The organism is Rhizobium sp. BK049, assembly GCF_014193135.1.
Taxonomy (GTDB): domain Bacteria; phylum Pseudomonadota; class Alphaproteobacteria; order Rhizobiales; family Rhizobiaceae; genus Rhizobium.
In genome coordinates, this window is sequence record NZ_JACHYV010000020.1 from 1 (window position 1) to 21123 (window position 21123).

General features: G+C 60.8%; 20 protein-coding genes. 5 read left to right on the forward strand and 15 right to left on the reverse strand.

All coding sequences use genetic code 11. The annotated features are described in order from the left end of the window. The 4 genes from FHT70_RS20040 to FHT70_RS20055 form a co-directional block, all read right to left on the reverse strand. Positions 1 to 365 (reverse strand): porin (locus FHT70_RS20040; RefSeq protein ID WP_183704318.1); only part of this gene is annotated, 365 nt, incomplete at its 3' end. Between the two features lie 689 nt (positions 366 to 1054). Beyond that, positions 1055 to 1543, reverse strand: a complete 489-nt coding sequence (locus tag FHT70_RS20045; RefSeq protein ID WP_097599945.1) for an Lrp/AsnC family transcriptional regulator — start codon at positions 1541 to 1543, stop codon at positions 1055 to 1057. Between the two features lie 69 nt (positions 1544 to 1612). Continuing rightward, positions 1613 to 2245 carry a uracil-DNA glycosylase family protein gene (locus FHT70_RS20050; RefSeq protein WP_183704320.1) on the reverse strand — a complete coding sequence of 211 codons (633 nt, stop codon included), beginning with the start codon at positions 2243 to 2245 and terminating at the stop codon, positions 1613 to 1615. 4 nt (positions 2246 to 2249) lie between these two features. After that, positions 2250 to 2807, reverse strand: coding sequence for a thermonuclease family protein (locus FHT70_RS20055; RefSeq protein ID WP_183704322.1), 558 nt, complete (start codon positions 2805 to 2807; stop codon positions 2250 to 2252). Positions 2808 to 2913: 106 nt separating this feature from the next. Here FHT70_RS20055 and FHT70_RS20060 point away from each other — a divergent pair, with 106 nt between their 5' ends. After that, entirely contained in the window at positions 2914 to 4449 is a 1536-nt protein-coding gene (locus FHT70_RS20060; RefSeq protein ID WP_183704324.1) for a HAMP domain-containing sensor histidine kinase, read from the forward strand. A 15-nt stretch (positions 4450 to 4464) separates the two neighbouring features. On the opposite strand, the gene FHT70_RS20065 is transcribed toward FHT70_RS20060, so the two are convergent. Together FHT70_RS20065 and cobT are read right to left on the reverse strand one after the other, a co-directional pair. Continuing rightward, the gene (locus FHT70_RS20065) at positions 4465 to 4854 is read right to left on the reverse strand and encodes a diacylglycerol kinase (protein WP_183704326.1); all 390 of its coding nucleotides are present in this window, start codon (positions 4852 to 4854) and stop codon (positions 4465 to 4467) included. 125 nt (positions 4855 to 4979) lie between these two features. Then, positions 4980 to 5996, reverse strand: a complete 1017-nt coding sequence (cobT, locus tag FHT70_RS20070) for a nicotinate-nucleotide--dimethylbenzimidazole phosphoribosyltransferase (RefSeq protein WP_183704328.1) — start codon at positions 5994 to 5996, stop codon at positions 4980 to 4982. A gap of 136 nt (positions 5997 to 6132) precedes the next feature. On the opposite strand from cobT, the gene FHT70_RS20075 reads away from it, so the two are divergent. From FHT70_RS20075 to FHT70_RS20085, 3 genes are read left to right on the forward strand one after another with little or no spacing between them, the layout of a single operon-like run. Continuing rightward, on the forward strand, positions 6133 to 6915 hold the full coding sequence (locus FHT70_RS20075; RefSeq protein WP_183704330.1) for an adenosylcobinamide-GDP ribazoletransferase: 783 nt from the start codon (positions 6133 to 6135) through the stop codon (positions 6913 to 6915). Between the two features lie 18 nt (positions 6916 to 6933). After that, positions 6934 to 7149: a DUF1289 domain-containing protein gene (locus tag FHT70_RS20080; RefSeq protein WP_183704332.1), complete on the forward strand. Its 216-nt coding sequence runs from the start codon at positions 6934 to 6936 to the stop codon at positions 7147 to 7149. Continuing rightward, complete coding sequence (locus FHT70_RS20085; protein ID WP_183704334.1) at positions 7146 to 7841, forward strand: TIGR02281 family clan AA aspartic protease; 696 nt, start codon at positions 7146 to 7148, stop codon at positions 7839 to 7841. The genes FHT70_RS20080 and FHT70_RS20085 overlap by 4 nt, the downstream gene beginning before the upstream one ends. Positions 7842 to 7855: 14 nt before the next feature. Here FHT70_RS20085 and FHT70_RS20090 read toward each other — a convergent pair whose 3' ends face one another. Then, on the reverse strand, positions 7856 to 9139 hold the full coding sequence (locus FHT70_RS20090; protein WP_183704336.1) for an MFS transporter: 1284 nt from the start codon (positions 9137 to 9139) through the stop codon (positions 7856 to 7858). A 470-nt stretch (positions 9140 to 9609) separates the two neighbouring features. Between FHT70_RS20090 and FHT70_RS20095 the strand changes: the two genes are divergently transcribed. Beyond that, entirely contained in the window at positions 9610 to 10533 is a 924-nt protein-coding gene (locus tag FHT70_RS20095; protein WP_183704338.1) for a LysR family transcriptional regulator, read from the forward strand. Here FHT70_RS20095 and FHT70_RS20100 read toward each other — a convergent pair. The 8 genes from FHT70_RS20100 to FHT70_RS20135 all read right to left on the reverse strand — a co-directional run bounded on the left by FHT70_RS20100 (position 10496) and on the right by FHT70_RS20135 (position 21053). Continuing rightward, positions 10496 to 11224, reverse strand: coding sequence for an SDR family oxidoreductase (locus FHT70_RS20100; RefSeq protein WP_183704341.1), 729 nt, complete (start codon positions 11222 to 11224; stop codon positions 10496 to 10498). The genes FHT70_RS20095 and FHT70_RS20100 overlap by 38 nt on opposite strands. Positions 11225 to 11341: 117 nt before the next feature. Further along, positions 11342 to 12103: an ABC transporter permease gene (locus tag FHT70_RS20105; RefSeq protein WP_097599956.1), complete on the reverse strand. Its 762-nt coding sequence runs from the start codon at positions 12101 to 12103 to the stop codon at positions 11342 to 11344. Beyond that, positions 12100 to 13026 (reverse strand): ABC transporter ATP-binding protein, encoded by a 927-nt coding sequence (locus tag FHT70_RS20110; RefSeq protein ID WP_183704343.1) that lies wholly within the window; start codon positions 13024 to 13026, stop codon positions 12100 to 12102. Before FHT70_RS20110 ends, FHT70_RS20105 begins: the two co-directional genes overlap by 4 nt. 557 nt (positions 13027 to 13583) lie before the next feature. Further along, a complete protein-coding gene (locus tag FHT70_RS20115; protein ID WP_183704345.1) occupies positions 13584 to 15197 on the reverse strand; it encodes a glycoside hydrolase family 43 protein in 1614 nt (537 codons plus the stop codon). A gap of 113 nt (positions 15198 to 15310) precedes the next feature. Beyond that, a complete protein-coding gene (mgrA, locus tag FHT70_RS20120; RefSeq protein ID WP_183704347.1) occupies positions 15311 to 16342 on the reverse strand; it encodes an L-glyceraldehyde 3-phosphate reductase in 1032 nt (343 codons plus the stop codon). Between the two features lie 308 nt (positions 16343 to 16650). Continuing rightward, positions 16651 to 17784 (reverse strand): Gfo/Idh/MocA family oxidoreductase, encoded by a 1134-nt coding sequence (locus FHT70_RS20125; RefSeq protein ID WP_183704349.1) that lies wholly within the window; start codon positions 17782 to 17784, stop codon positions 16651 to 16653. A gap of 8 nt (positions 17785 to 17792) precedes the next feature. Next, a complete protein-coding gene (locus FHT70_RS20130) occupies positions 17793 to 18554 on the reverse strand; it encodes a sugar phosphate isomerase/epimerase (RefSeq protein ID WP_085778451.1) in 762 nt (253 codons plus the stop codon). Positions 18555 to 18593: 39 nt separating this feature from the next. Beyond that, entirely contained in the window at positions 18594 to 21053 is a 2460-nt protein-coding gene (locus FHT70_RS20135; RefSeq protein WP_183704351.1) for a glycoside hydrolase family 2 protein, read from the reverse strand. Positions 21054 to 21123 lie beyond the last annotated feature (70 nt).

Here is a 21123-nt window from a genome sequence, read left to right on the forward strand (position 1 = left end):
GAGTCGAGCTTGGCTTCCTGGTCGGTGGAATTGTCAGCATTGAACTGCATGACGATGACGCCGGTCAGCGGACCATATTCGGTGTCGCTCTTGGCCGTGAACTGAACCTGACCGCGGGTGACTGCATCCCAGTCAGAGTCGCCGCCGACGTCTTCGCCAACGTTAACCTGGAAACGGATGTAGCCTTCGATCTTGAGGCAGGTTTCGGTGCCGGGGATGTAGAAGTAGCCGGTGCCGTAAGCGTCGCAGACGCGAACATATTCAACCGGTTCCGGCTCAGCAGCAACAATAGCGTCAGCTGCAAGAACCGGCGTCGATGCAGCAAATGCTGCTGCTGATGCGAGCAAAACCATTCTGATGTTCATTTACCAATCCATTCCTTTGTCGATCGGGGCTGACGTCTCATCGGGTAGTCAATTTGAAGCCGGCCCAGTTTGAACAGCCATCTCGGCGTGCGGATCGATCGAACCGCCAAACCGTCATCACACAGAAGGCGCATTCAAGCAATTCTCGATATATCTGAGAGGGGTTCGCTGGAGCAACTTTCGCCAGCAACGTGATTTTTATACAACAATTCAAATAATTAGATGACAAACGCACAAAACGGCCTCGCAATGGAAACCTCCATCGCAAGCCGCAAACGCTATGCCGCATTCTCAAATCTCCACCGTTCGACCCCGCCGAACACAATGGTGAAGCACATAAACTCTACAGCCGACTAATGAACTTATACAAGGTAGCGGTGTAGAGCATGGTGTTCTGATTTCGATACCAATGAGTCAAAATGATGACAGGATGCTCATTGATGCCACACATCATAGCCGTGCAATCGTTACCGGGCTATATATTTTTCTAGCATTTTGGTGAAACTGAAGCGTTTTTTCGCGATTTTTCCGGCTTTTTTTTGCAGCTAGAGCCACATTCTTCGAAAGCCGCTTCCAGGCGCCGCATTCCTGCGTGCGGGCGAATCGCCTCAGAGACCTGGATTCCGGGGCGAATCCCACGCGGTATATGCGACTGCCGGCCAGCGGTCCGTCGCAACCTGTTGGCGACTTCAATCTTCGTTGGATTTGGCGTTCTCAAGAATCATGTAGTCGAGCGGCAGCTGCGTCGAATACTTGATCTGCTCCATCGCAAAGGCGGAGGAGACGTCGCGAATCTCGATCTTGGCAATCATCCGCTTATAAAAGGCGTCGTAGGCGGCGATATCGGGCACGACGACTCGCAGGAGATAGTCGACATCACCGCTCATCCGGTAGAATTCGACCACTTCGGGGAATTCGGCGACTACCTCGGAAAAGCGGCGCAACCACTCGATCGAATGGGTGGCCGTGCGAATCGATACGAAAACCGTGACCTTGGTGTTGACCTTCTCCGGATCGAGGATGGCGACCCGACGCCTGATGACGCCATCTTCCTCCATTTTCTGAATGCGTCGCCAGCAGGGCGTCGTCGAAAGCCCCACCTTCTTGGCGAGGTCAGCAACGGCAAGGGTCGAATCTTCTTGCAGCAGACGCAGTATTTTTCGGTCGAGGCGGTCCATGCGCACGTCAGTCCTTTCGAATTATTTTCTTTGTATAACCCGATTCCGCGCGAGGAAAAGAATTTTGTTTCAGGAAAGCAGCATTTTCACCCGCTCCTGCAAGACAGGAAGCAATTCTTGCTCGAACCAGGAATTGCGTTTTAGCCAGCCGCTGTTGCGCCAGCTCGGATGCGGCAGCGGCAGCACCGCCGGCGACCGGCCGGACACGAGGCTGTCACGCCAAGCCCGCACGGTCTCCGTCATATTGCCTCGTCTCTCGTCAGCCATATGCCAAGCCTGCGCATATTGGCCGACGGCCAGCACCAGCTCGATCTGCGGCATTGCCGCGATCGCCCTTTGCCGCCAGACCGGAGCGCATTCGCGGCGGGGCGGCAGGTCCGCGCCCTTGTCGTCGTAGCCAGGAAAGCAGAAGCCCATCGGCACGATGGCGAGTCGGCTGCGGTCGTAAAAGCTTGCTCTGTCGACGCCGAGCCATGACCGCAGCCGGTCGCCCGATGCATCGTCAAACGGCAGACCGCTCTCATGCACCCGAAGGCCGGGCGCCTGGCCCGCGATCAGGATGCGTGCACACGAAGAGATCACCGCCACCGGCCGCGGCTCGTGCGGCAGCCGGTGCTGAGGTCCGCTTGCCGGGGCGTCGCGACAGACGCGACAGGCGGCAATTTCCCGCCGCAGAGTTTCCAGCTTGGCTTCATCGGTCATCACCCTACTCCCATCCGACGATCCGCCTGAGGAAGCGCAGCGCGTCGCCGTAACCGGATTCGTGACGGGCATGATCGCGCACATCGCGCGGCCGCTCGAAAGTCCCGGCCCACAGCCCCGCCTTCGCTCCCCTCGCCTCGGCCTCCTCCTTGCCGTAGCCACCATAGGAAACGGCCATGCCTCGGCGCACCATGCCGGCATTGATGTCGCCGCCCGTCCCGCTTCGGCAGACGACAAGCAGCCTGTCGTAGCGGTCGCGCCGATCGCCCTGGCAAAGCGTTTCCGATGCCAGAACCATCTCCTGCAACACCTCCCGCGCCACGCGCCCGCAAGCCCAGGCCTTTCCCGCCCGTTCACAGCTTTGGTTGAGCTCCGGCGCGTCAATGCCTTCGAGGCGGAAGCGCTCCCCGCCCAATGTCAGACTGTCGCCATCGGCAGCATGAAAGGCGCCTGCACGCTTGATTGTTGCTCGATCGTTGATCTTGGCGGCAATCAGCGCCAGGAGCACCAGCAGGGCAAAAGCGGTCACGCCGTCACGAATCAGGCGCAGGCCACGTGTCACGCTTTCGCCTCCTTAAAAAACAAATCCTTGGCAAAGATGGCAAACATCTTCTTAAGAATTGCCGATTAAGCTCTTATCCACCCAGGGGTGAAGTTTCAACGTGCACATGAGTACCGGCGTAAGCACATCGACCGACAAGATTATCGTCGACAGGTCGCGCAGCCACCGCAACAAGGCCGTTTCCAAGGCTGTGCGGCAGACGCGCGAGCGCCTGCAGTCCGGTCATGCGTCCAATTCCGCCTTCGACCGTGACGTACTCAAGATGTATATAGCGTCGATGATGCAGGGCGCGACGATCATGCCGCTCTTCGTCGTCATCATCACCGCCCTCGGCGTCTATTTCACTCAAGATACCCAATTGCTCTTCTGGGCGCTGCTGACGCTCACCTGTCACACCGGCAACATCCTGCTCGCCCGGCGCGCGCGCCGACAGGAGATCACCTCCGAGAGCGCCCGCAAATGGCGCCGCCTGCTGCTCGCCGGCCAATTCCTGGTCGGCTGCTGCTGGGCCGTCTTTGCGCTGCAGGGGTGCGACACCTGCGAGCCGTCGAGCTTCATTCTCTACAAGGGCGCAACATTGCTCATTGCGCTTTCCGTCACCGCGATGTCGAACTTCATGCTGACGCCAGCCGTGCTGGTGGCCTTCGCGCCGACGGTCCTGGCGCTTGGCGCCAAGAGCGGCTTGTCACGCGACCTCCTCGAAATCAGCCTGACCGGGCTCTTCACCACCACGCTCGTCTTCTTCAACTACATCAGCGACCGGCTCTTCAAATCGAACCTCAGGATCCTCTCCTACCAGTCGGAGAAGGACGACCTGATCGCCGAGCTGGAAGTGGCGAAATCGATGTCTGATGAGGCGCGCCGCCGCGCCGAAGAGGCAAACCTCGCCAAGTCCCGCTTCCTTGCCTCGATGTCGCACGAACTCAGGACGCCGCTCAACGCCATTCTCGGCTTCTCCGAAGTGATGTCGGCCGAAGTCATGGGACCACTCGCCAATCCGACCTACAAGGAATATGCCGGCGATATCCATCGCTCCGGCCAACATCTGCTCGATCTCATCAACGAAATCCTCGACCTGTCCCGTATCGAGGCCGGCAAATACGAACTAAGCGAGGAAGCGATCTCGCTGCTCGATATCACCGAGGATTGCATAGGCATGGTGCAGCTGCGCGCCCGCGCCAAGAACATTGCCATTTCGGATCAATTCGAACGGCAGTTGCCGGCTATCTGGGCCGACGAGAAGTCGATGCGCCAGGTGGTGCTCAACCTCCTCTCCAATGCCGTCAAATTCACGCCGCAGGGAGGTGAAATCCACGTCAAGGTCGGCTGGACGGCCGGCGGCGGACAATACATCTCGATCAAGGACAACGGCCCCGGCATTCCGGAAGAAGAGATTCCCGTCGTCCTCTCGGCCTTCGGCCAGGGTTCGATCGCCATCAAGAGCGCCGAACAGGGCACCGGCCTCGGACTGCCGATCGTCCAGGCGATCCTTGCCAAGCATGACGGACAGTTCCTGCTGAAATCGAAGCTGCGTGAAGGCACGGAGGTTATCGCCATCCTGCCCGCCAAGCGCGTGCTCCAGAGCCTGCCGGCCGTCGAAGAGGCTCAGGCCGTCGCGCGCAAGCGCAAGAGTTTTGCCTGATTCAGCTCAGGAATGTCACGCGCCGCCGAAGAAGAGGTGCTTGGCGATGACGAAGCCGAGATAAAGAGAGCAGGCGACGATCATGCAGGTCACCGCAAAGGAGCCGAGATCTTTGGCATGTTTGCCGACAATCGAAATCTCCGGCGAAATCCTATCGATCACCTCTTCGACGGCGGTATTCATGGCTTCCATCGAAAAAAGCCCGAGAAACAACAGCGCCGCGACGACAATCTCGCCGATGCTCGCCCCTACCAGCGCCAGCGCTGCCATTGAAATGACGAAGAAGCCGAGTTCCTGGCGGAAGGCCGCTTCTTTCAGCACGCGCAGAAAGCCTGCCCAGGAATAGCTGGCGGCGGCGATGAAATGCCGAAGCCCGGTCTCTTTCGTCACCGCAGGCTTCGTCAAGACGCCCCCTCCTCTTCCCGTTGCACCACGGAGCGGGGAAAAACTGTACCATCTCCCCTTGTTGACCAGCCAATAGCGAATCCACCCGGACGGCGCAAGCAAAGCCCGGTGGGTCGGCTGCGGCCTTAATGTTTGTCGCTCACACCCGCCTGGGCGAAGGTCGCCATGCCAGAATGGCAGGCAGCAGCGGCCTTGACGATGCCGGCGGCAAGCGCCGCACCAGTGCCCTCACCGAGCCGCATGCCGAGCGCCAGAAGCGGCGTCTTGCCAAGCATCTCGACCGCGCGCAGATGGCCGGGCTCGCTGGAGACATGGCCGATCAGGCAATGATCGAGCGCGGAGGGATTGGCGGTTTTCAGGATCGCCGCCGCGGAAGTCGCGACATAGCCGTCGATCAGCACCGGTATGCGCTCCATCCGGGCGGCCAGGATGGCGCCTGCCATTGCGGCAATCTCGCGTCCGCCGAGCCGGCGCATGATCTCCAGGGGATCGTCGAGGTGGTCGCTATGCAGCTCGACCGCTTTTTCCACCGCCGCAATCTTGCGCTCCAGCATCTCGCCTTCCGAGCCGGTGCCGGGGCCCACCCAGTCGCGCGCCGACCCGCCGTAGAGCGCATAATTGATCGCGGCTGCAATCGTCGTGTTGCCGATGCCCATCTCGCCAATGCAGAGCAGGTCGGTGCCGCCGGCGATCGCCTCCATGCCGAAGGCCATGGTTGCGGCGCAGTCGCGCTCGGAAAGCGCGGCTTCCTCGGTGATGTCGCCCGTGGGGTAATCGAGCGCCAGATCGAAGACTTTCAGCCCGAGATCATAAGCGACACAGATCTGGTTGATCGCAGCTCCACCGGCTGCAAAATTCTCGACCATCTGCTGCGTCACCGCGGGCGGAAAGGGTGTGATGCCCTGTCTGGTGACACCGTGATTGCCGGCGAAGATCGCCACCAGCGGCCGGTTGACGGCCGGTTGACGGCCCGTCCAGGCGGCAAGCCAGAAAGCGATCTCCTCGAGCCGTCCGAGCGCGCCCGGCGGCTTGGTCAGCTGCGCGTCGCGTTCGCGTGCGGCCACCAGCGCGCGGGCATCCGGCCCCGGCAGGTCCCGGAGCAGGGTACGGAAATCGTCGAAAGGCAGGCCTGAAACGCTCATCGGTGCGTATTCCTATGAATGGCTATTCTTGTTTTTTTGACGCAAATCAGCTTCTTTGCGGTGGCTCTCTCTTAAAGCCGGCGGGCGAAGCGAACAACACCTAAAGCGCCGTAGCCCTCCGGCAGAACGAAACAGAATGAAGATCAATGACTATGCGGTCGACACCGCCCGCGCCGTCGCCTTTCTGAGCCGCCTTCCGATGCCGCCAGCGCTGTTCGAAGGCTATGACGGCAGGCTCAGCCGCCTGGTGCGCGCCTTTCCCCTCGCCGGTCTTGTCATCGGCTTCGCCCCGGCGCTCGCCCTCCTCCTTCTTTCAGGCCTGCGCGCCGATCCCCTGATGGCAGCCCTGCTTGCGCTCTCCATCCAGGCTCTTGCCACCGGCGCCCTGCACGAAGATGGCTTGGCCGATACGGCCGACGGCATCGGCGGCGGCAAGAACCGCGAACAGAGCCTCATCATCATGAAGGACAGCCGGATCGGCACCTATGGCGCGATAGCGCTAATCCTCTCCTTCGCAATCCGTGCGGCCGCACTCGCCGCCATTGTCCGCCAGTCCTCACCGCTCGCCGCAGCGCTTGCCGTTGCCGCCGTCGCAGCACTCAGCCGTGGCGCTATCGCCTGGCATTGGCAACGGCTGCCGGCCGCAAAGGCCGATGGCGTGGCCGCCTCGACCGGCCAGCCGAATGAGGCGGCGATGCATTTTGCGCTCGTCTCGGCCGGTCTGCTCGCAGCACTTCTAATCTGGCCGGCATTCGGCCTGCGGCCGCTCGTCGCCGGCCTGCTCGCCACCGGTGTCTCAGGATTCGCCTTCACCGCCGTCATCCGCCGCAAGCTTGCCGGCCACACCGGCGACACGCTGGGCGCGACGCAGCAGATTTGCGAAATCGCCACCCTTTGCGCCCTTGCCACCACTCTTTGAAACTCCGATATATCAGCCATGCAAACACCCTGCATTCACGTCTGCTCCATGGTTTCAACCACCGGTTTTTGCGCCGGTTGCGGCCGCACTCTTCAGGAAATCGGTGGCTGGATGAACTATACCGATGCCGAAAGGCGCGGGATCATGGCGCAACTGCCGGCGAGGCTCGCAACCGCCGCGACGATGGGCCGGATGAAACCAAGCCTCGCCGAGCGGCCGGGGCGGCCTTCATGATCCGATTCACCGTCATTCTCGTCGTGATCGGCATCGGCCTTGCCGTGCTGATCCTCAACGGCGACAGCGGCCGCATTCTCGGCTTGCAAAGTGACGAGTTCGGCCGCTTCGTTTACCTGCTGCCGATCGCACTGATGTTGTCGGCCGGGATCTGGGCGCGCAGCGTCGGTGAAACCATGCGCCAGATGATGATCTGGTTGGTCATCATCCTGGCGCTCGTGACCGTCTATCTCTACCGTCAGGAAGCAATCGGCGTCGGCAACCGGGTGCTCGCCGGTCTCATTCCTGGCCGCGCCGTCGTCGTCGCGACCAGCGAAGGTGGCGCGGAAATCATCCTGCACAAGCTGTTGAATGGCCATTTCGAAGCGGACGTCAATGTGAATGGCCGGACTGTCGAGATGCTCGTCGACACCGGCTCTAGCATGGTCGCGCTCTCACACGAGGATGCTGAACGCATCGGCATCGATCTCACGGGCCTCACCTACTCGATGACGGTCATGACCGCCAACGGCCGCAGCCGCGCGGCCCCCATTACGCTCGACCAGGTGGCGATCGGTCCGATCGTCCGCAACAATGTTGCAGCCAGCGTCGCCGAGGACGGCCGGCTTGACCAGAGCTTGCTCGGCATGAGCTTCCTGGAGACGCTGGGCTCCTTGCAGATGCAGACGGACGAATTGCGCATGCGGGATTGATCCGACAGAACAAATCATGCCGCCGATCCGCTCTCGGCCGGCTCTCGATTGGGCATACGGACCGCAAGTCGCCGGTCGATAAAAGCTGCAAAAAACGCTGCCGACAAGGCAAGTGACGCCGATGTCAGCAACATCGCGAACAGCGTCGTCACTGCTCCTGCCTCCCGGAGAAACAGCCCGGCGATCGAAGCGATCAGCGCGGCGCCGGCGATCGACATGGCTGCGGCAAGGCCTGCAGCGGTGCCGGCGAGATGGGCGCGAACCGACATCACGCCCAGATTGGCGGCCGGAAAGGTCAAGCCATTGCCGATGCCGATGAACATACAGGGGCCGAAAAATGCCAGGACATGCGTGACGCCCGAGATCGACAGGATCAGCCCCAAGAGCAGACCCATGCACGTCGATAAACGCGCAATGACGAGCGTGGTGCTGAGCGATTTCCTCGTCCAACGGGCAGCGAAATAACTGCCCAGAATGAATCCCGCGGGAACCATTCCCATGAAGAAGCCCAGTTTCGCGCTCGATCCGCCGAGCGAGGAACTGACTGCCAGGGATGCGCCTCCGAGGAAGATATAGAGGGTGCCGGTGGAGCAGGCCATGCACAGCGTATAGGCCCAGAACCGCGCCGAACCGAGAAGCTGCCGGTAGGAAGCAAAGTAATTGCCTTTTGGTCTCGACCCGAGTCCGGTTGTTTCCTTCAGCTCGCGCATGGAAATTGCGAGGATGGCTGCGCCTATCAGGGCAAGAGCGATGAAGATCGCCCGCCATCCGAACGCTTCGTCCAGAAGGCCGCCGACGCTCGGGCCGAGCATCGGCGCGATAGCCCATCCCATGGCGGCGTAGCCAATCCTGTTGGCGGCCCCGCGCTCGCCCGCCGTCTCCTTGATGGCAACGAGAGCGACGCAGAAGCAGGCGGCGATCGACGCCTGCATCACGCGAAACAACAGGAAGATGCCGATATTGGGAGCCAGCGCGCAGCCGATCGACGCGACGATGAAAATGGAAACGGCGATCAGCGCCACTGGCCGGCGCCCATAACGATCCGACACCGCGCCGGCGACAATTTCCGTCAGGGCGTTGATGATCGCATAACCCGCGACCGAAAGATTGACGATCGCGAAATCGGCCTGGAACGTGGCGGCGATATTTGACAACGCCGGCAGATATATATTGATCGGCAATACCGAAAGCGCCGTCAGCAGGAGAAGGATCGTACGCCGGGGCGTCGCAGTCGAAATCGCAGCCGCTTCCTCGGTCAGGCGGCGACCGGAAGTCTGCGCAGAATTGTCGCGTGACATGGTCTTGTCCATGGTGTCAGGGAAATTGTGGGAATCTGACGAGGCGCAGCGCGAATTCAGGGCATAAAAAAAGCCCCGTCAGGAGCTTGATTTACCGCGCATGGGGCTGATCGCCGGATGGTTACACCATCCTGCCCATGCGCCCTATCACCACGACAACAACCATTGCGATCTTCATGACCGTACAGCTAGACAGAAATTTCCATCTCGTCAACGTGCGGTTTCAATGCTCGCAGAAAATGCCGGTCTCGAAACTCGCCCCGATCTGAGCGCTACAAGGTGCTGGTGACCCTGGCGATAGGCGCAGTCTTTCTCGGCGAAGCCTCCGAGCTCAACATGGCGCGGCTCGCAGCCGGCACCCTTTTCATCCTGTTGGGCGCGCTGCTCGTCAGAAGTGCCTGACAGCCCCCGCATTGCGGCTAGATCGCCTTTGTTGATATCCTGCATTCGCGCAAATGGCGGAGCCCGAGATGACCCCACGACAACTGAAGACTTTCCTGGCCGTCATCCGGAACGGAAACCTCACGCGCGCCGCTGCCGAGGTCAATCTCGCTCAGTCGAGCCTCAGTGATCAAATCCAGGCACTCGAAGAGGAGATGGGCGTTGAACTCTTCCTCCGCTCCCGGCAGGGCGTCGCTCCCACACCGGCAGGCATGACACTGAAGACCTATGCGGAAGAGATACTGGCGCTGAGCGATGAGGCGCTGACCGCCGTCCGTGTTGCCGCCGGCATTTCCGGATCCTCTATCACCTTGGGCACGCTCGAAACCATTGCCGCTGAAAGGCTGGCGCCCTGGCTCTCCCTCCTCCGCAGGCAAAATCCCGATTTCGGTCTCAAACTCAAGGTCGGTGGCAGTGGCGAGTTGCATGCGAAATTGCAGCATGGCTCGGTTGATGTCGTCTTCACGTTCGATCGCGGCCAGCAGGACGAGCGCTTTGTGACACGCCGCGTCGCCAGCGAGCCGCTGGTGCTGATTGCCGCCGGCAGCTCGCAAATCCCGCCGCCGGAAAGCCTCACAGCCCTGCACACCGCCCCGTTCATCGCAACCGCGGCCGGCTGCGTCTATCGCCACCTGCTCGATACCGCCTTTGCCGAAGCGGGTTTAGCTCCGCCGGCCGTCGCCACGGAGGCCGACAGCATCGCAACAATCATCCGTCTCGTGGAATCAGGCGCCGGCTACGGCCTGGTCCCAAGTCTTGCGGTGGGGCCGTCCATTGCGCGCGGCGATCTCGTCGAACTGCCATGGCCCGGCCGACCGCTCGCTACCTCGCTGGTGATGATGTGGCGACGTCGGCGCGTCCAGCCGCCGCACATCACTTTCCTTCTGCAATCGGCCAGCGAAAATCTTTTGCCAGTCAGACCAGCCGATGCCCGCCTTCGACATGCAGGGTAGTGCCCGTGGTGAAACCGTTGCCGATCAGGAAACGGATCGCATCGGCTATATCCTCGGGCTGCCCAACCCGCCCAATCGGCAGGCGCTGCGCCATCGCATCCAGCCTCGCCTGCTTGGCATCACCGGCAACGAAGCTCCAGATCGGCGTGTCAACCCAGCCCGGCGAGACCGCGTTGACGCGGATGGGCGCCAGTTCAACGGCAAGCGCCCTGACCAGGCCTTCGAGTGCCGCATTGACGGCTGCGACCATAGCTCCGCGCGCGAGCGGCCGATAGGCCGCAATACCTGAGGTGTAAGTGATCGAACCTGACGACGGCAGTCGGGAGGCGCCATATTTCGCCAGCAGCAGCGGCCCGTATAACTTGCTCTGGACCACCTTTTCTGCCGCCGCCAGCTCGAGAGACGACAGCAGCTGATAGGCTCCTTCGATTTCTGCCGCCGTGCTGACGATATGATCGACCGGTCCGCACTCCCGGAACAGCGCCGCGACCTCCTCCTCCCGGCCTATATCGACGACATAGGTTCGGAGTTTCGGGTGGTCGCCGAGATGACGGCAAGCTGTCGCAAGCTTCTCCTGACCGCGCCCGGCAATCGTCACCCACGCCCCCTCCTCGAGCAGACGCCCGGCTAGTGCCAGCCCCATGCCCGAACTGCCGCCGACAATTATCGCCTTCTGACCTTCGATGCTCATAACAGCTGTCTCGCCTCTTCATTGGAATGAGACAGCAGATGCCTCCGCCGGACGCGAAAGAAAAACGGAAGAAGCCGATAGCACTATCGGCTTCTCCGATCATCGACGTTCAAGCGGTCAGTTGCGCAGCCGATACCCCGTCTTGAAGATCCAGCCGAGCGTTCCCAGGCAGATTGCCAGGAACATGGTGATCATCGCCAGGCTGATCGCCGGGTTGACATCGGCGATCCCGTAAAAACTCCAGCGGAAGCCGCTGACGAGGTAGAGCACCGGGTTAAAGTGGCTGACCGCCTGCCAGAATGGCGGCAGCATGCTGACGGAATAGAAACTGCCGCCGAGAAAGGTCAGCGGCGGCACCACAAGCATGGGAATGAGGTTCAGCTGCTCGAAATTCCCGGCCCAGATGCCGATCATAAAGCCGAACAGGCTGAAAGTGATCGCGGTCAGCAGGAAGAACAGGATCATCATGAAGGGATGTTCGATCCTGACATCGACGAAGAGATTGGCGGTCAAGAGAATGATGACGCCGATAATCAGGCCCTTGGTGGCCGCCGCCCCGACATAACCGAGCAGTATCTCCGTCATCGCCACCGGCGCCGACAGCACCTCATAGATCGTGCCGGTGAACTTCGGGAAGTAGATCCCGAAGGAGCCGTTGCTGATACACTGCCCGAGCAGCGTTAGCATGATGAGGCCCGGCGTGATGAAAGCACCGTAGGATACGCCCTCCACTTCCTGAATACGCGAACCGACTGCCGCTCCGAAGACGATAAAATAAAGTGAGGTCGAGATGACCGGCGAGATGACGCTCTGCAGCAGCGTGCGGCGCGTGCGCGCCATCTCGAAGAAGTAGATCGATTTGACCGCTTCGAAGTTCATTTGCCCGCTCCCACCAGCGCTACGAAGATATCTTCGAGCGAACTCTGCCGCGTCGAGAGATCCTTGAAATGGATATTGTTCTCGCCGAGCCGGGTCAGCAGCGTCGCGATGCTATCCTGCTCGTTATCGGCGTCGAAATCATAAGTCAGGCGGCTTCCGTCGGCTTCGAGAGTGAGGCCATTGCCTGCAAAGCAGTCTGGCAGCCGGCTTAGCGGTTCCGCCAAATCGAGGATGAGCTGCTTGCGGCCGAGCTTGGCCATCAACGCCGCCTTTTCCTCGACGAGCAGCAGCTCGCCGCCATTGATGACGCCGACACGGTCGGCGATTTCCTCGGCCTCTTCGATATAATGGGTCGTCAGTATGATGGTGACGCCCGAAGCCCGGAGTTCTTCGACGACATGCCACATGTCCTTGCGCAGAGTCACGTCGACGCCAGCGGTCGGCTCGTCAAGGAAAAGAATATCCGGCTCGTGGGAAAGCGCCTTGGCGATCAGCACCCGTCGTTTCATGCCGCCGGAGAGCTGACGCAGCGTATTGTCCTTCTTGTCCCAAAGCGAGAGCGCCCGCAGCACCTTCTCAATATGCGCTGGATTGGCCTTCTTGCCATGCAGCCCGCGCGAAAAGCTCACCGTGTTGAACACCGTCTCGAACTGGTCGGTCGTCAACTCCTGCGGCACCAGTCCGATCACCGAGCGGGTCGCGCGGAAATCCTTTACGACATCCTGGCCGGCCACCAGCACGCGACCGCCGCTCGGATTGGCGATGCCGCAGATGATCGAGATCAGGGTCGTCTTGCCGGCGCCGTTCGGCCCGAGCAGAGCCAGGATCTCGCCCTTCTCGACATCGAGGTTGATGCCCTTCAGGGCCTCGAACCCGTTGGCATAAGTCTTCGTCAGGTTCTGAACAGAAATAATGGGGGTCATGCAGGACTCTTGCAGATGCTCGAAGTATTTCGGCCCGCTATATAGTCACTCTGTGACGCTTTGACATCCTTCGGGAACATGAACACTGCATTCACGCCTCGCCAACACCCTCGCCTTCGTGAAGCCGATCACCCATCGGCGACAAGCCGGCGATAGCCGGCTTCCGATTGCCATCGCCCGCCGGCAATTCTCCCTGAAAGAAAGGCAGCGGTCGGCTCCGGATGTCATCATCCGGTGATATTCATGCTTGATAAGAGAGCCGAGGCAAGCACCGGCATCCGCCCCGCCGCCCATTCCTTTGCGGAGCCGTCTTACCGGCGTTCTCGTTGCGCCCTTTTCCGCTGCCTCGGCGTGTAATGAAAGTTATTGTTCAGTCACCAAGCGTTTGGAACCGGCCAGTATCCTTGTGCAGCCGCGTTCGTCTCAGCCGGCCTCTGCGCCGGCTTTTCTTTTTGATGCGTCGTTGCAGCAGGTGGCCGCCCTCGTCCTTCGAGGCGTCGGCCAAAACCCGAAGCCTCGAAGGACGAGTGCGGTTGGGAGGCAGTAGATGGTAACCCTCACAATTCATCATAATTGAACCAATCGAAATCCGCCGTCTTCCCTCGCCCCGACGTATCGAAGGCGAACACGCCGGCAAAGGCGCCTGTGAAGGAGCCGTGCTCGCCGCGTCCGCCCTCGTCGGAAATCACGCCGGCGTCGAGGACAGGGCCGATCGGCTGCCAGGCGCCCTTGCCTTCCGTCTGCCAGAAGAATTGCAGGTCGTTCTCGCGAATTTCCATGGCAAGCTGGACGCGGCCGTCGGCGGGGATCGATACCCCGCTTTCAGCGGGAAAGCTGAGGCGGCCGTTTGGATAGTCACCGTTGCAGGAAAGGATGGTGACGCAGCGGCCGAGCGTTTCGTGCAGCGTCACGGCAACCGCGTGGAACTTGTGGCGGTTGTAATAATGCGTCAGCCCCGCGACCTGCTGGTAGGTATCGGGCGAGAATTCGATCACGGTCTCGGCGCGGAAGCTATGGTGCTCCTGCCGGCGCGCGACCAGCGACTGTTCGAACCAGGAGCCGATGCTCTCACGGCCGATCAGCCTGAGATGGCCGGGGCGGTCCGTCAGGTTGAAGATGCGGCGGGGCTCGGGCGTGCGCAGCCACTGAAAATCGGCGGGCAGCTTGCCGCCGTCGAAACTGTACTCGGTGCGCATCGGCTTCTCCGCCGGCGCAGCGCCAAAGAGGCCCGGCACATCGACATCGGGCACTGTGGTGCCGTTTTCCAGATAGAGCCAATCGTCGTCGCGCCAGACGCATTTCTGCAAGCTCGTCTCGCGCCCCAGCGTGCAGCGCCGCTTCGGCGGCAGCGGCCGGCCGCAGAGATGGGTATGATAGGCCTGACCATCGGGCGTCTCAACATATTGGCCATGCCCTGCCCGCTGCAGCACCGCACCCGGATGATCCTTGGAGGTAATGAGATGCATGTTCGGATGCATCTCATAGGGTCCTTCGATGCGGCGCGAACGCGCCATGGTGACGGCGTGGTCATAGCCGGTGCCGCCCTCGGCGGTCGTCAGATAGTACCAGCCGTTCTTCTTGAAGAGATGCGGCCCCTCGACGAGGCCGAGCGGACTGCCGGCAAAAATGTTCTTGATCGGGCCTTTCAGCGCCTTCGTCGCCGGGTCCCATTCCTGCAGGAGGATGCCGTCGAAAGCCGGCGATTTCGGCGAGCCGCCATAGCTTTCCGTCCGGTGGTTCCACTGCATGTTGACGAACCACTTGCGGCCGTCATCGTCATGGAAGAGCGAAGGATCGAAACCGGAGGAATTGACATAGACAGGCTCGGACCATTCGCCGTCGATCGAAGGCGCGGTCACGATGTAATTATGCGCATCCTTGAAATTGCCGTCGAAACGTTTGACGTCGGTATAGACCAGCCAGAACTGCCCGTCGGCATGGGAAAGGCACGGCGCCCAGATGCCGCAGCTATCGGGATTGCCGCGCATGTCGAGCTGCGAGGCCCGCTCCAGCGGCCGGCGCACCAGCGTCCAGTTCACCAGATCCCGCGAATGGTGGATCTGCACGCCCGGATACCATTCGAAGGTGGAGGTGGCGATATAGTAATCCTCGCCGACGCGGCAGATCGACGGATCGGGATTGAACCCTGGCAGGATGGGATTACGGATCATGGCGGCTCCTCCGAAATAAAATGTGGTACGTACGTCAGATTAGCGTGGCTATCTCGCCTTCCTCTTCTCCCCAGCGGGGAGAAGAGGGAGCAAGCAGCACTCCCATCTCTCTCTTAGTCCCGCTCCGCCGACTTCGCCCAGAGATTGATATCTGCCTCCTTGGCATAGACATCAATCTCCTTCAGTTCCTCAGCCGAGAACTCGATATTATCCAGCGCCTTGACGCAATCGACGATCTGCGAGGAGCGGCTGGCGCCAATTAGCGCCGAAGTCACGCGTCCGCCGCGCAGCACCCAGGAAATCGCCATCTGCGCCAGCGTCTGGCCGCGCCGTTCGGCGATCTCGTTCAGCTTCCTGATATTGTCGATGATCGAGGGACGGATGAAATCGCGCTTGAGGAAATGATTCTGCGCCGCTCGGCTATCGTCGGGAATGCCGGCGAGATACTTGGTCGTCAGCATGCCCTGGGCGAGCGGCGAGAATACGATCGAACCCATGCCGACGTCATCGAGCGTATCGAGCAGCTTGTCATCCTCGACCCAGCGGTTGAGCATCGAATAGCTCGGCTGGTGGATCAGGCAGGGGGTGCCGAGGCTCTTGAGGATCGCGGCGGCTTCGCGGGTGCGCTGCGAATTGTAGGAGGAGATGCCGACATAGAGCGCCCGGCCGGAGCGGACGATATGATCGAGCGCGCCGCAGGTTTCCTCGAGCGGCGTCTCCGGATCGAAGCGATGCGAATAGAAGATATCGACATAATCAAGGCCCATGCGCTTCAGGCTCTGGTCGCAGGAAGCGATCAGGTACTTGCGGCTGCCCCACTCGCCGTAGGGACCCGGCCACATATCGTAGCCGGCCTTCGAGGAGATAATCAGCTCGTGGCGAATCCCGGAAAATTCGGTGCGCAGTATCTCGCCGAAAGCGGTCTCCGCGCTTCCAGGAGGCGGCCCGTAATTGTTGGCGAGGTCAAAATGGGTGATGCCGAGGTCGAAGGCCGTGCGGCACATGTCGATCTTGCGGTCATGCGACGTGTCATCGCCGAAATTATGCCAAAGGCCGAGGGAGACGGCCGGCAGCTTCAGACCGGAGCGGCCCGTGCGGTTATATTTCATTTTCGAATAGCGGTCTGCGGCGGGTTGCCAGCTCATCTGAATAACTCCTGATAAAATACAATATTGTCGTCATTCCACACCTCGACCCAAGAGATCTCCGACGGCAGCCCCTCATCCGCCTGCCGGCACCTTCTCCCCTAAACGGGGCGAAGGGAGATGCCGCACCGGCTTCCTCCAAACTCAAAACTGCGTTTTGGCACGTCCCCTCTCCCCGTTCCAACGGGGAGAGGGCTAGGGTGAGGGGCAGCCATCGGAGCGAGCCGGACAGCCGTGGGACATGCCCGAACGTGACGAAACTATTGGATCAAACGCGCCGATCCGGCAAGCGCCAAGGCGCACGCGCTCTACCTCAACAGCGCCTGCGCCTCTTCGATACCAAGCGCGGCCGGCTGCGTGCAGGTCGTCTTCAGCTCGATGAAACGGCCCTCCTCGCCCGATTTCAGGATCGAAGTCATGACGTCGACCCCGTGCAGCGTGCGGTCGAGCGAGCAGCGCGCGTCGCGTCCCTCGATCAGCGCCATCGCCATATCGGCAAGGCCGGCCGTGCGATAGTTGGCGCGCGCCCCGTTCGGGTTTTCCTGGTTGATCTTGCCAAAGGGATGATCCCAGTCTTCCAGCGGTTTGATGTCCTTGTCGCGGCCGCTGGCTTCGACGGTGCCGCCGAAAAAGTTCGGGTCCGGCACGTAAAGCGAGCCGTCGGTGCCGTAGAGCTCCATATTGGCATGGCGGTGCGACCACACATCCCAGCTCGCCGATAGCGTCACGGTGGCGCCGCTGACGAATTCAAGCAGCGCCTGGATCGTTGTCGGCGTCTTCACCGGGATGATCTCACCATAGCGCGGCTGGCTGGTGATCGTGCGGGTTTCCGATGCCATCGAGGTCATCGCGCCGACGCGCTTCACAGGGCCGATCAGGTTGATCAGATTGGCAATGTAATAGGGGCCGAGATCGAGGATCGGACCGCCGCCCGGCAGGAAGAAGAAATCAGGGTTCGGGTGCCACATCTCCATGCCGGGGCTCATGACATAGCAGGCGCCCGAAGTAACCCGGCCGATGCCCCCGTCATCGATGAACTTGCGGGCAAGCTGATGGGCGCCGCCGAGGAAAGTGTCCGGCGCGCAGCCGACGGCAAGATTCTTCGCCTTGGCGATGCGGCGAAGCTCTTCGCCCTGCTCGAGCGAAAGCACCAGCGGCTTTTCCGAATAGACGTGTTTGCCGGCCTCGAGGATCGCCTTCGATACCGGAAAATGCGCATCCGGAATCGTCAGGTTGACGACGACGTCAATCTCGTCACTGGCGAGCAGTTCGTCGATCGTCTGCGCTTTGACGCCGTATTCCTTGGCGCGCGCCTCGGCAGCCTGAATATTGATATCGGCGCAGGCCAGCACCTTCAGCCCCTTGAAGAGCGGTGCCAGCGAGAAGTAGGTGGTGGAGATGTTGCCGCATCCGATGATGCCGACGCCAAGTTCCCTGGTCATGATGTACCTCAATAAGTCTGGAAGGATGCAATCGAACGGCTGATGTTGCGGTCGATGTCTTTCGGATTGTCATGTTCGACGACGAAGTGCTTCGCCTTGGTGCCACGAAGTGCGGCAATCAGCTTAGCCCACTCGACCCTGCCATGGCCGACATCGGCCCAGCCATCTTCATCTGTCGCCTCGCCGGCCGGCGCGATGTCCTTGACGTGAACTGCGGTGATGCGCGAGCCGAGCTTGTCGATCCAGGCGAAGGGATCGGCGCCGCCGCGGATGACCCAGGCGATGTCGGCTTCCCAGGAGATATCGGGCGCGCCTTCGAAGATGCGCTCGATCGGCAGCGAGCCGTCAGCCAGCTTGACGAATTCGAAATCGTGATTGTGCCAGCCGAACTCGTAGCCGGCATCTTTATAGGGCTTGCTCATTTCCTGCAGACGCTTGCCGAAAGCCAGCCAACCGGCTCCGTCCGAGGGGCGCTGGTCTGCCGCCAGATGCGGGGCATAGATCGAATCCATGCCAAGTATTCTGGCGATGTTGAGCGACTTCTGAACTTCCTTATCCAGGAAGTCGGGGCTGAAATGGCCGCTCGCCATCACGAGGCCGTTCTTGTCGAGATCGGCGCGAAGGCTCTTCAGTCCCGCATCGTCGAGATCGGCGTAGATGCCGCCGAAGCCTTCGACTTCGGCATAGCCTGATTTGCCGAGCTTTTCGAAAATCACAGAATAGGGCTGGAAGTTGCGCGCGCTGTAGAGCTGGTAGCTGAGTTTCGTCATCTTATTCTCCTTGGGCCTCGTACCCGTTTCTTGGAAGGATCAATCCGCCGATTGGCAGGAATGCAGGTCGTAGAAGCGGAATTCCGGCAGCTTGCCGCGTTCGAGTTGACGTGCCGGGGTGAAGGTGATGCGGCGGCTCTCGCCTGCCGCCAGATCGAACGCATTGTCGGAATATTTGCCGTCCGTCTCGCTCTCGATCATCACGAAGAGCGCAAGTCCCTTAGCGGTGACGTTGATGTCGACGGCGCCGCTCTTCTCGACATATTCATGGGTAACGGTCAGGCCCGACGGCTCCAGCTCCAGCGCCTTATAGGTGCCGTTGACATAGTGCCCCTCGCCGCCCATGCCGTTCGACGCGGTGAAATGCCAGGCAAGCAATGTTCCCTCGGCAATCTCGGACACATCGATTGTCGCAGCCGTCACCGCCGCATCCGGCGAACACATGGCCTGCACGTCTTTCAGATGCTTCCGCTCGCCCTTCATCGTCAGAAGCGATATCGACAGATCGATGCTGACATCTGAAAGCGTGTCGTTAACGAGCGAGAAGCGGATCGTCTTGCCGTCCTCGGCGGGAATGGCGGCGACCGCGACCGGCTGGAAGAAACGTTTGACGAGATAATGCATCGCCTTCCAGCGGCCGCCATAATCGAGGCTCGACCAGGAGGCGACCGGCCAGGTGTCGTTGAGCTGCCAATAGATCGTGCCCATGCAATGGGGCTTCAGCGATCGCCAATATTCCACCGCCGTCTTGATCGCCAACCCCTGCTGGATCTGGGAGAGGTAGACGAAATTCGGGAAATCTTTGGGAAAGCGGAAATAGCGGAACATCGTGCCGGCGATGCGCTCGTTGCCGCCAGCATTCTTCTGGTGCAGTTCCATGACGGGAGAAGCGATATTCATATCCTTCTCCGCGGCATAAGTCCTGATGACAGGCAGCGAGGTATAGGACTGGAAGCCGAATTCCGAGCAGAAGCGCGGCCGTACCGACCGGTAATTATCGAATGACTTGTTCTCGTGCCAGACCGACCAGTAGTGCATGTCGCCGGACCCGTCCGCATGCCAGGCATCGCCGAAATCGAGATAGCCGGAAGCCGGGCTCGAAGGCCACCACAGCGCACCGGGCAGCGCCTTCTTCACCGCCTGCTCGATCGTCCGGTTGAGGCGGTCGTAGGAGACGAGGTAGCGGTCGCGGTCTTTCCGTGATTCCTCGAACCAGGTCAGCGCGCCGACAAGCTCGTTATCGCCGCACCATAGCGCGATGGAGGGATGCGACGAAAGCCGGCGAACCTGGTAATCCACCTCGACCGCCACATTGTCGAGGAAGTCGTCGGTCGAGGGATAGAGATTGCAGGCGAACATAAAGTCCTGCCAGACCAGGAGGCCGAGCCGGTCGCAGAGATCGTAGAAATGATCCTGCTCGTAGAAACCGCCACCCCAGACACGGATCATGTTCATGTTGGCGGCTTTTGCCGATTGCAGCAGATCTTCAGTCTTCTCGGGCGAAGACAGCGAATAGAGCGCATCGGCCGGAATCCAGTTGGCGCCGCGGCAAAAGATCTCGCGGCCGTTGATCCTGAAGGCGAAGCGGGCGCCTGCTGCATCCGGCGTAGTGACCAGCTCGATGGTGCGAAGGCCGATTTGCCTGGTCACCACCTCGTCGGACACTTCCACCGACAGCGTGTAGAGCGCCTGCTCGCCGCTGCCGGAAGGCCACCAGAGCCGCGGCTCGTCGATATGGAAGAGATAATTGACATCAGTCTCGCCCTTGACGCCGACGTCGAGGCGCACCCGTTCGCCGTCGAACTCGAAATAGATCTGGGTGACGCCGGCATGCTTGGAATAGAGGCTCGCGGTGACCGTCAGGTCGACCGAGCCGTCATTATTGTGGACCTGGCGGGTGACGACATGTTCGATGCGCGCCGTTTCGAGCTTCTTCAGAGCAACCGTGCCGTAGAGGCCGAGCGGCGCAATGGCGATGTTCCAGTCCCAGCCGAAATGGCATTGCGGCTTGCGCAGCATGTTGCCATCGGGGATCGGCGAATTGCCGGTGCTGTAGGGAATGTAGAAGGGCTGCCTTTTCTGCCGTTCGGCGCCGACGCCGGGGTTGGAGGCGAAGACGATGCGGATGGAGTTGTCGCCCGCTTTCAGCATGCTCGAGACATCCGGCCGGTAGCGGCGGAAGCTATTGTCAGCTTCGAGCACCAGAAAGCCGTTGACGTGGACGCTGGCGACCGTGTCGAGATAGTCGATATCGAGATACCAGCCGCCTTCGACCTCCTGCAGCGTGAAGCTGCGCTCGACCGCCCATTCACGCTGGGCAACCCACTGCACCTTCTCCTCGTTGCGACCGAAATAGGGATTAGGGATCAGGCCGGCCCGATGCAGCGCCGTGTGCACGTCGCCTGGTAGGGTGATGACGCTTTTGATCTCGCCATCAACGGAGGTGAGCTGCCACGAACCGGAAAGGTCGATGCTGGAAGGGGTCGATTGTTGCGTCACGATTTCATTTCCGAATTGCAGTTTTTGAGGACGGCGCATGATCGCCATCCGGTAGCTGTCGTTCGTTAGG

Coding starts and splice junctions, on each gene's coding strand:
- FHT70_RS20115 (WP_183704345.1), bottom strand. CDS start 15,197: ATGATCCGTAATCCCATCCTGCCAGGGTTCAATCCCGATCCGTCGATC.
- FHT70_RS20130 (WP_085778451.1), bottom strand. CDS start 18,554: ATGACGAAACTCAGCTACCAGCTCTACAGCGCGCGCAACTTCCAGCCC.
- mgrA (WP_183704347.1), bottom strand. CDS start 16,342: ATGAGCTGGCAACCCGCCGCAGACCGCTATTCGAAAATGAAATATAAC.
- FHT70_RS20095 (WP_183704338.1), top strand. CDS start 9,610: ATGACCCCACGACAACTGAAGACTTTCCTGGCCGTCATCCGGAACGGA.
- FHT70_RS20125 (WP_183704349.1), bottom strand. CDS start 17,784: ATGACCAGGGAACTTGGCGTCGGCATCATCGGATGCGGCAACATCTCC.
- FHT70_RS20090 (WP_183704336.1), bottom strand. CDS start 9,139: ATGTCACGCGACAATTCTGCGCAGACTTCCGGTCGCCGCCTGACCGAG.
- FHT70_RS20085 (WP_183704334.1), top strand. CDS start 7,146: ATGATCCGATTCACCGTCATTCTCGTCGTGATCGGCATCGGCCTTGCC.
- FHT70_RS20100 (WP_183704341.1), bottom strand. CDS start 11,224: ATGAGCATCGAAGGTCAGAAGGCGATAATTGTCGGCGGCAGTTCGGGC.
- FHT70_RS20110 (WP_183704343.1), bottom strand. CDS start 13,026: ATGACCCCCATTATTTCTGTTCAGAACCTGACGAAGACTTATGCCAAC.
- FHT70_RS20045 (WP_097599945.1), bottom strand. CDS start 1,543: ATGGACCGCCTCGACCGAAAAATACTGCGTCTGCTGCAAGAAGATTCG.
- FHT70_RS20060 (WP_183704324.1), top strand. CDS start 2,914: ATGAGTACCGGCGTAAGCACATCGACCGACAAGATTATCGTCGACAGG.
- FHT70_RS20105 (WP_097599956.1), bottom strand. CDS start 12,103: ATGAACTTCGAAGCGGTCAAATCGATCTACTTCTTCGAGATGGCGCGC.
- FHT70_RS20080 (WP_183704332.1), top strand. CDS start 6,934: ATGCAAACACCCTGCATTCACGTCTGCTCCATGGTTTCAACCACCGGT.
- cobT (WP_183704328.1), bottom strand. CDS start 5,996: ATGAGCGTTTCAGGCCTGCCTTTCGACGATTTCCGTACCCTGCTCCGG.
- FHT70_RS20050 (WP_183704320.1), bottom strand. CDS start 2,245: ATGACCGATGAAGCCAAGCTGGAAACTCTGCGGCGGGAAATTGCCGCC.
- FHT70_RS20075 (WP_183704330.1), top strand. CDS start 6,133: ATGAAGATCAATGACTATGCGGTCGACACCGCCCGCGCCGTCGCCTTT.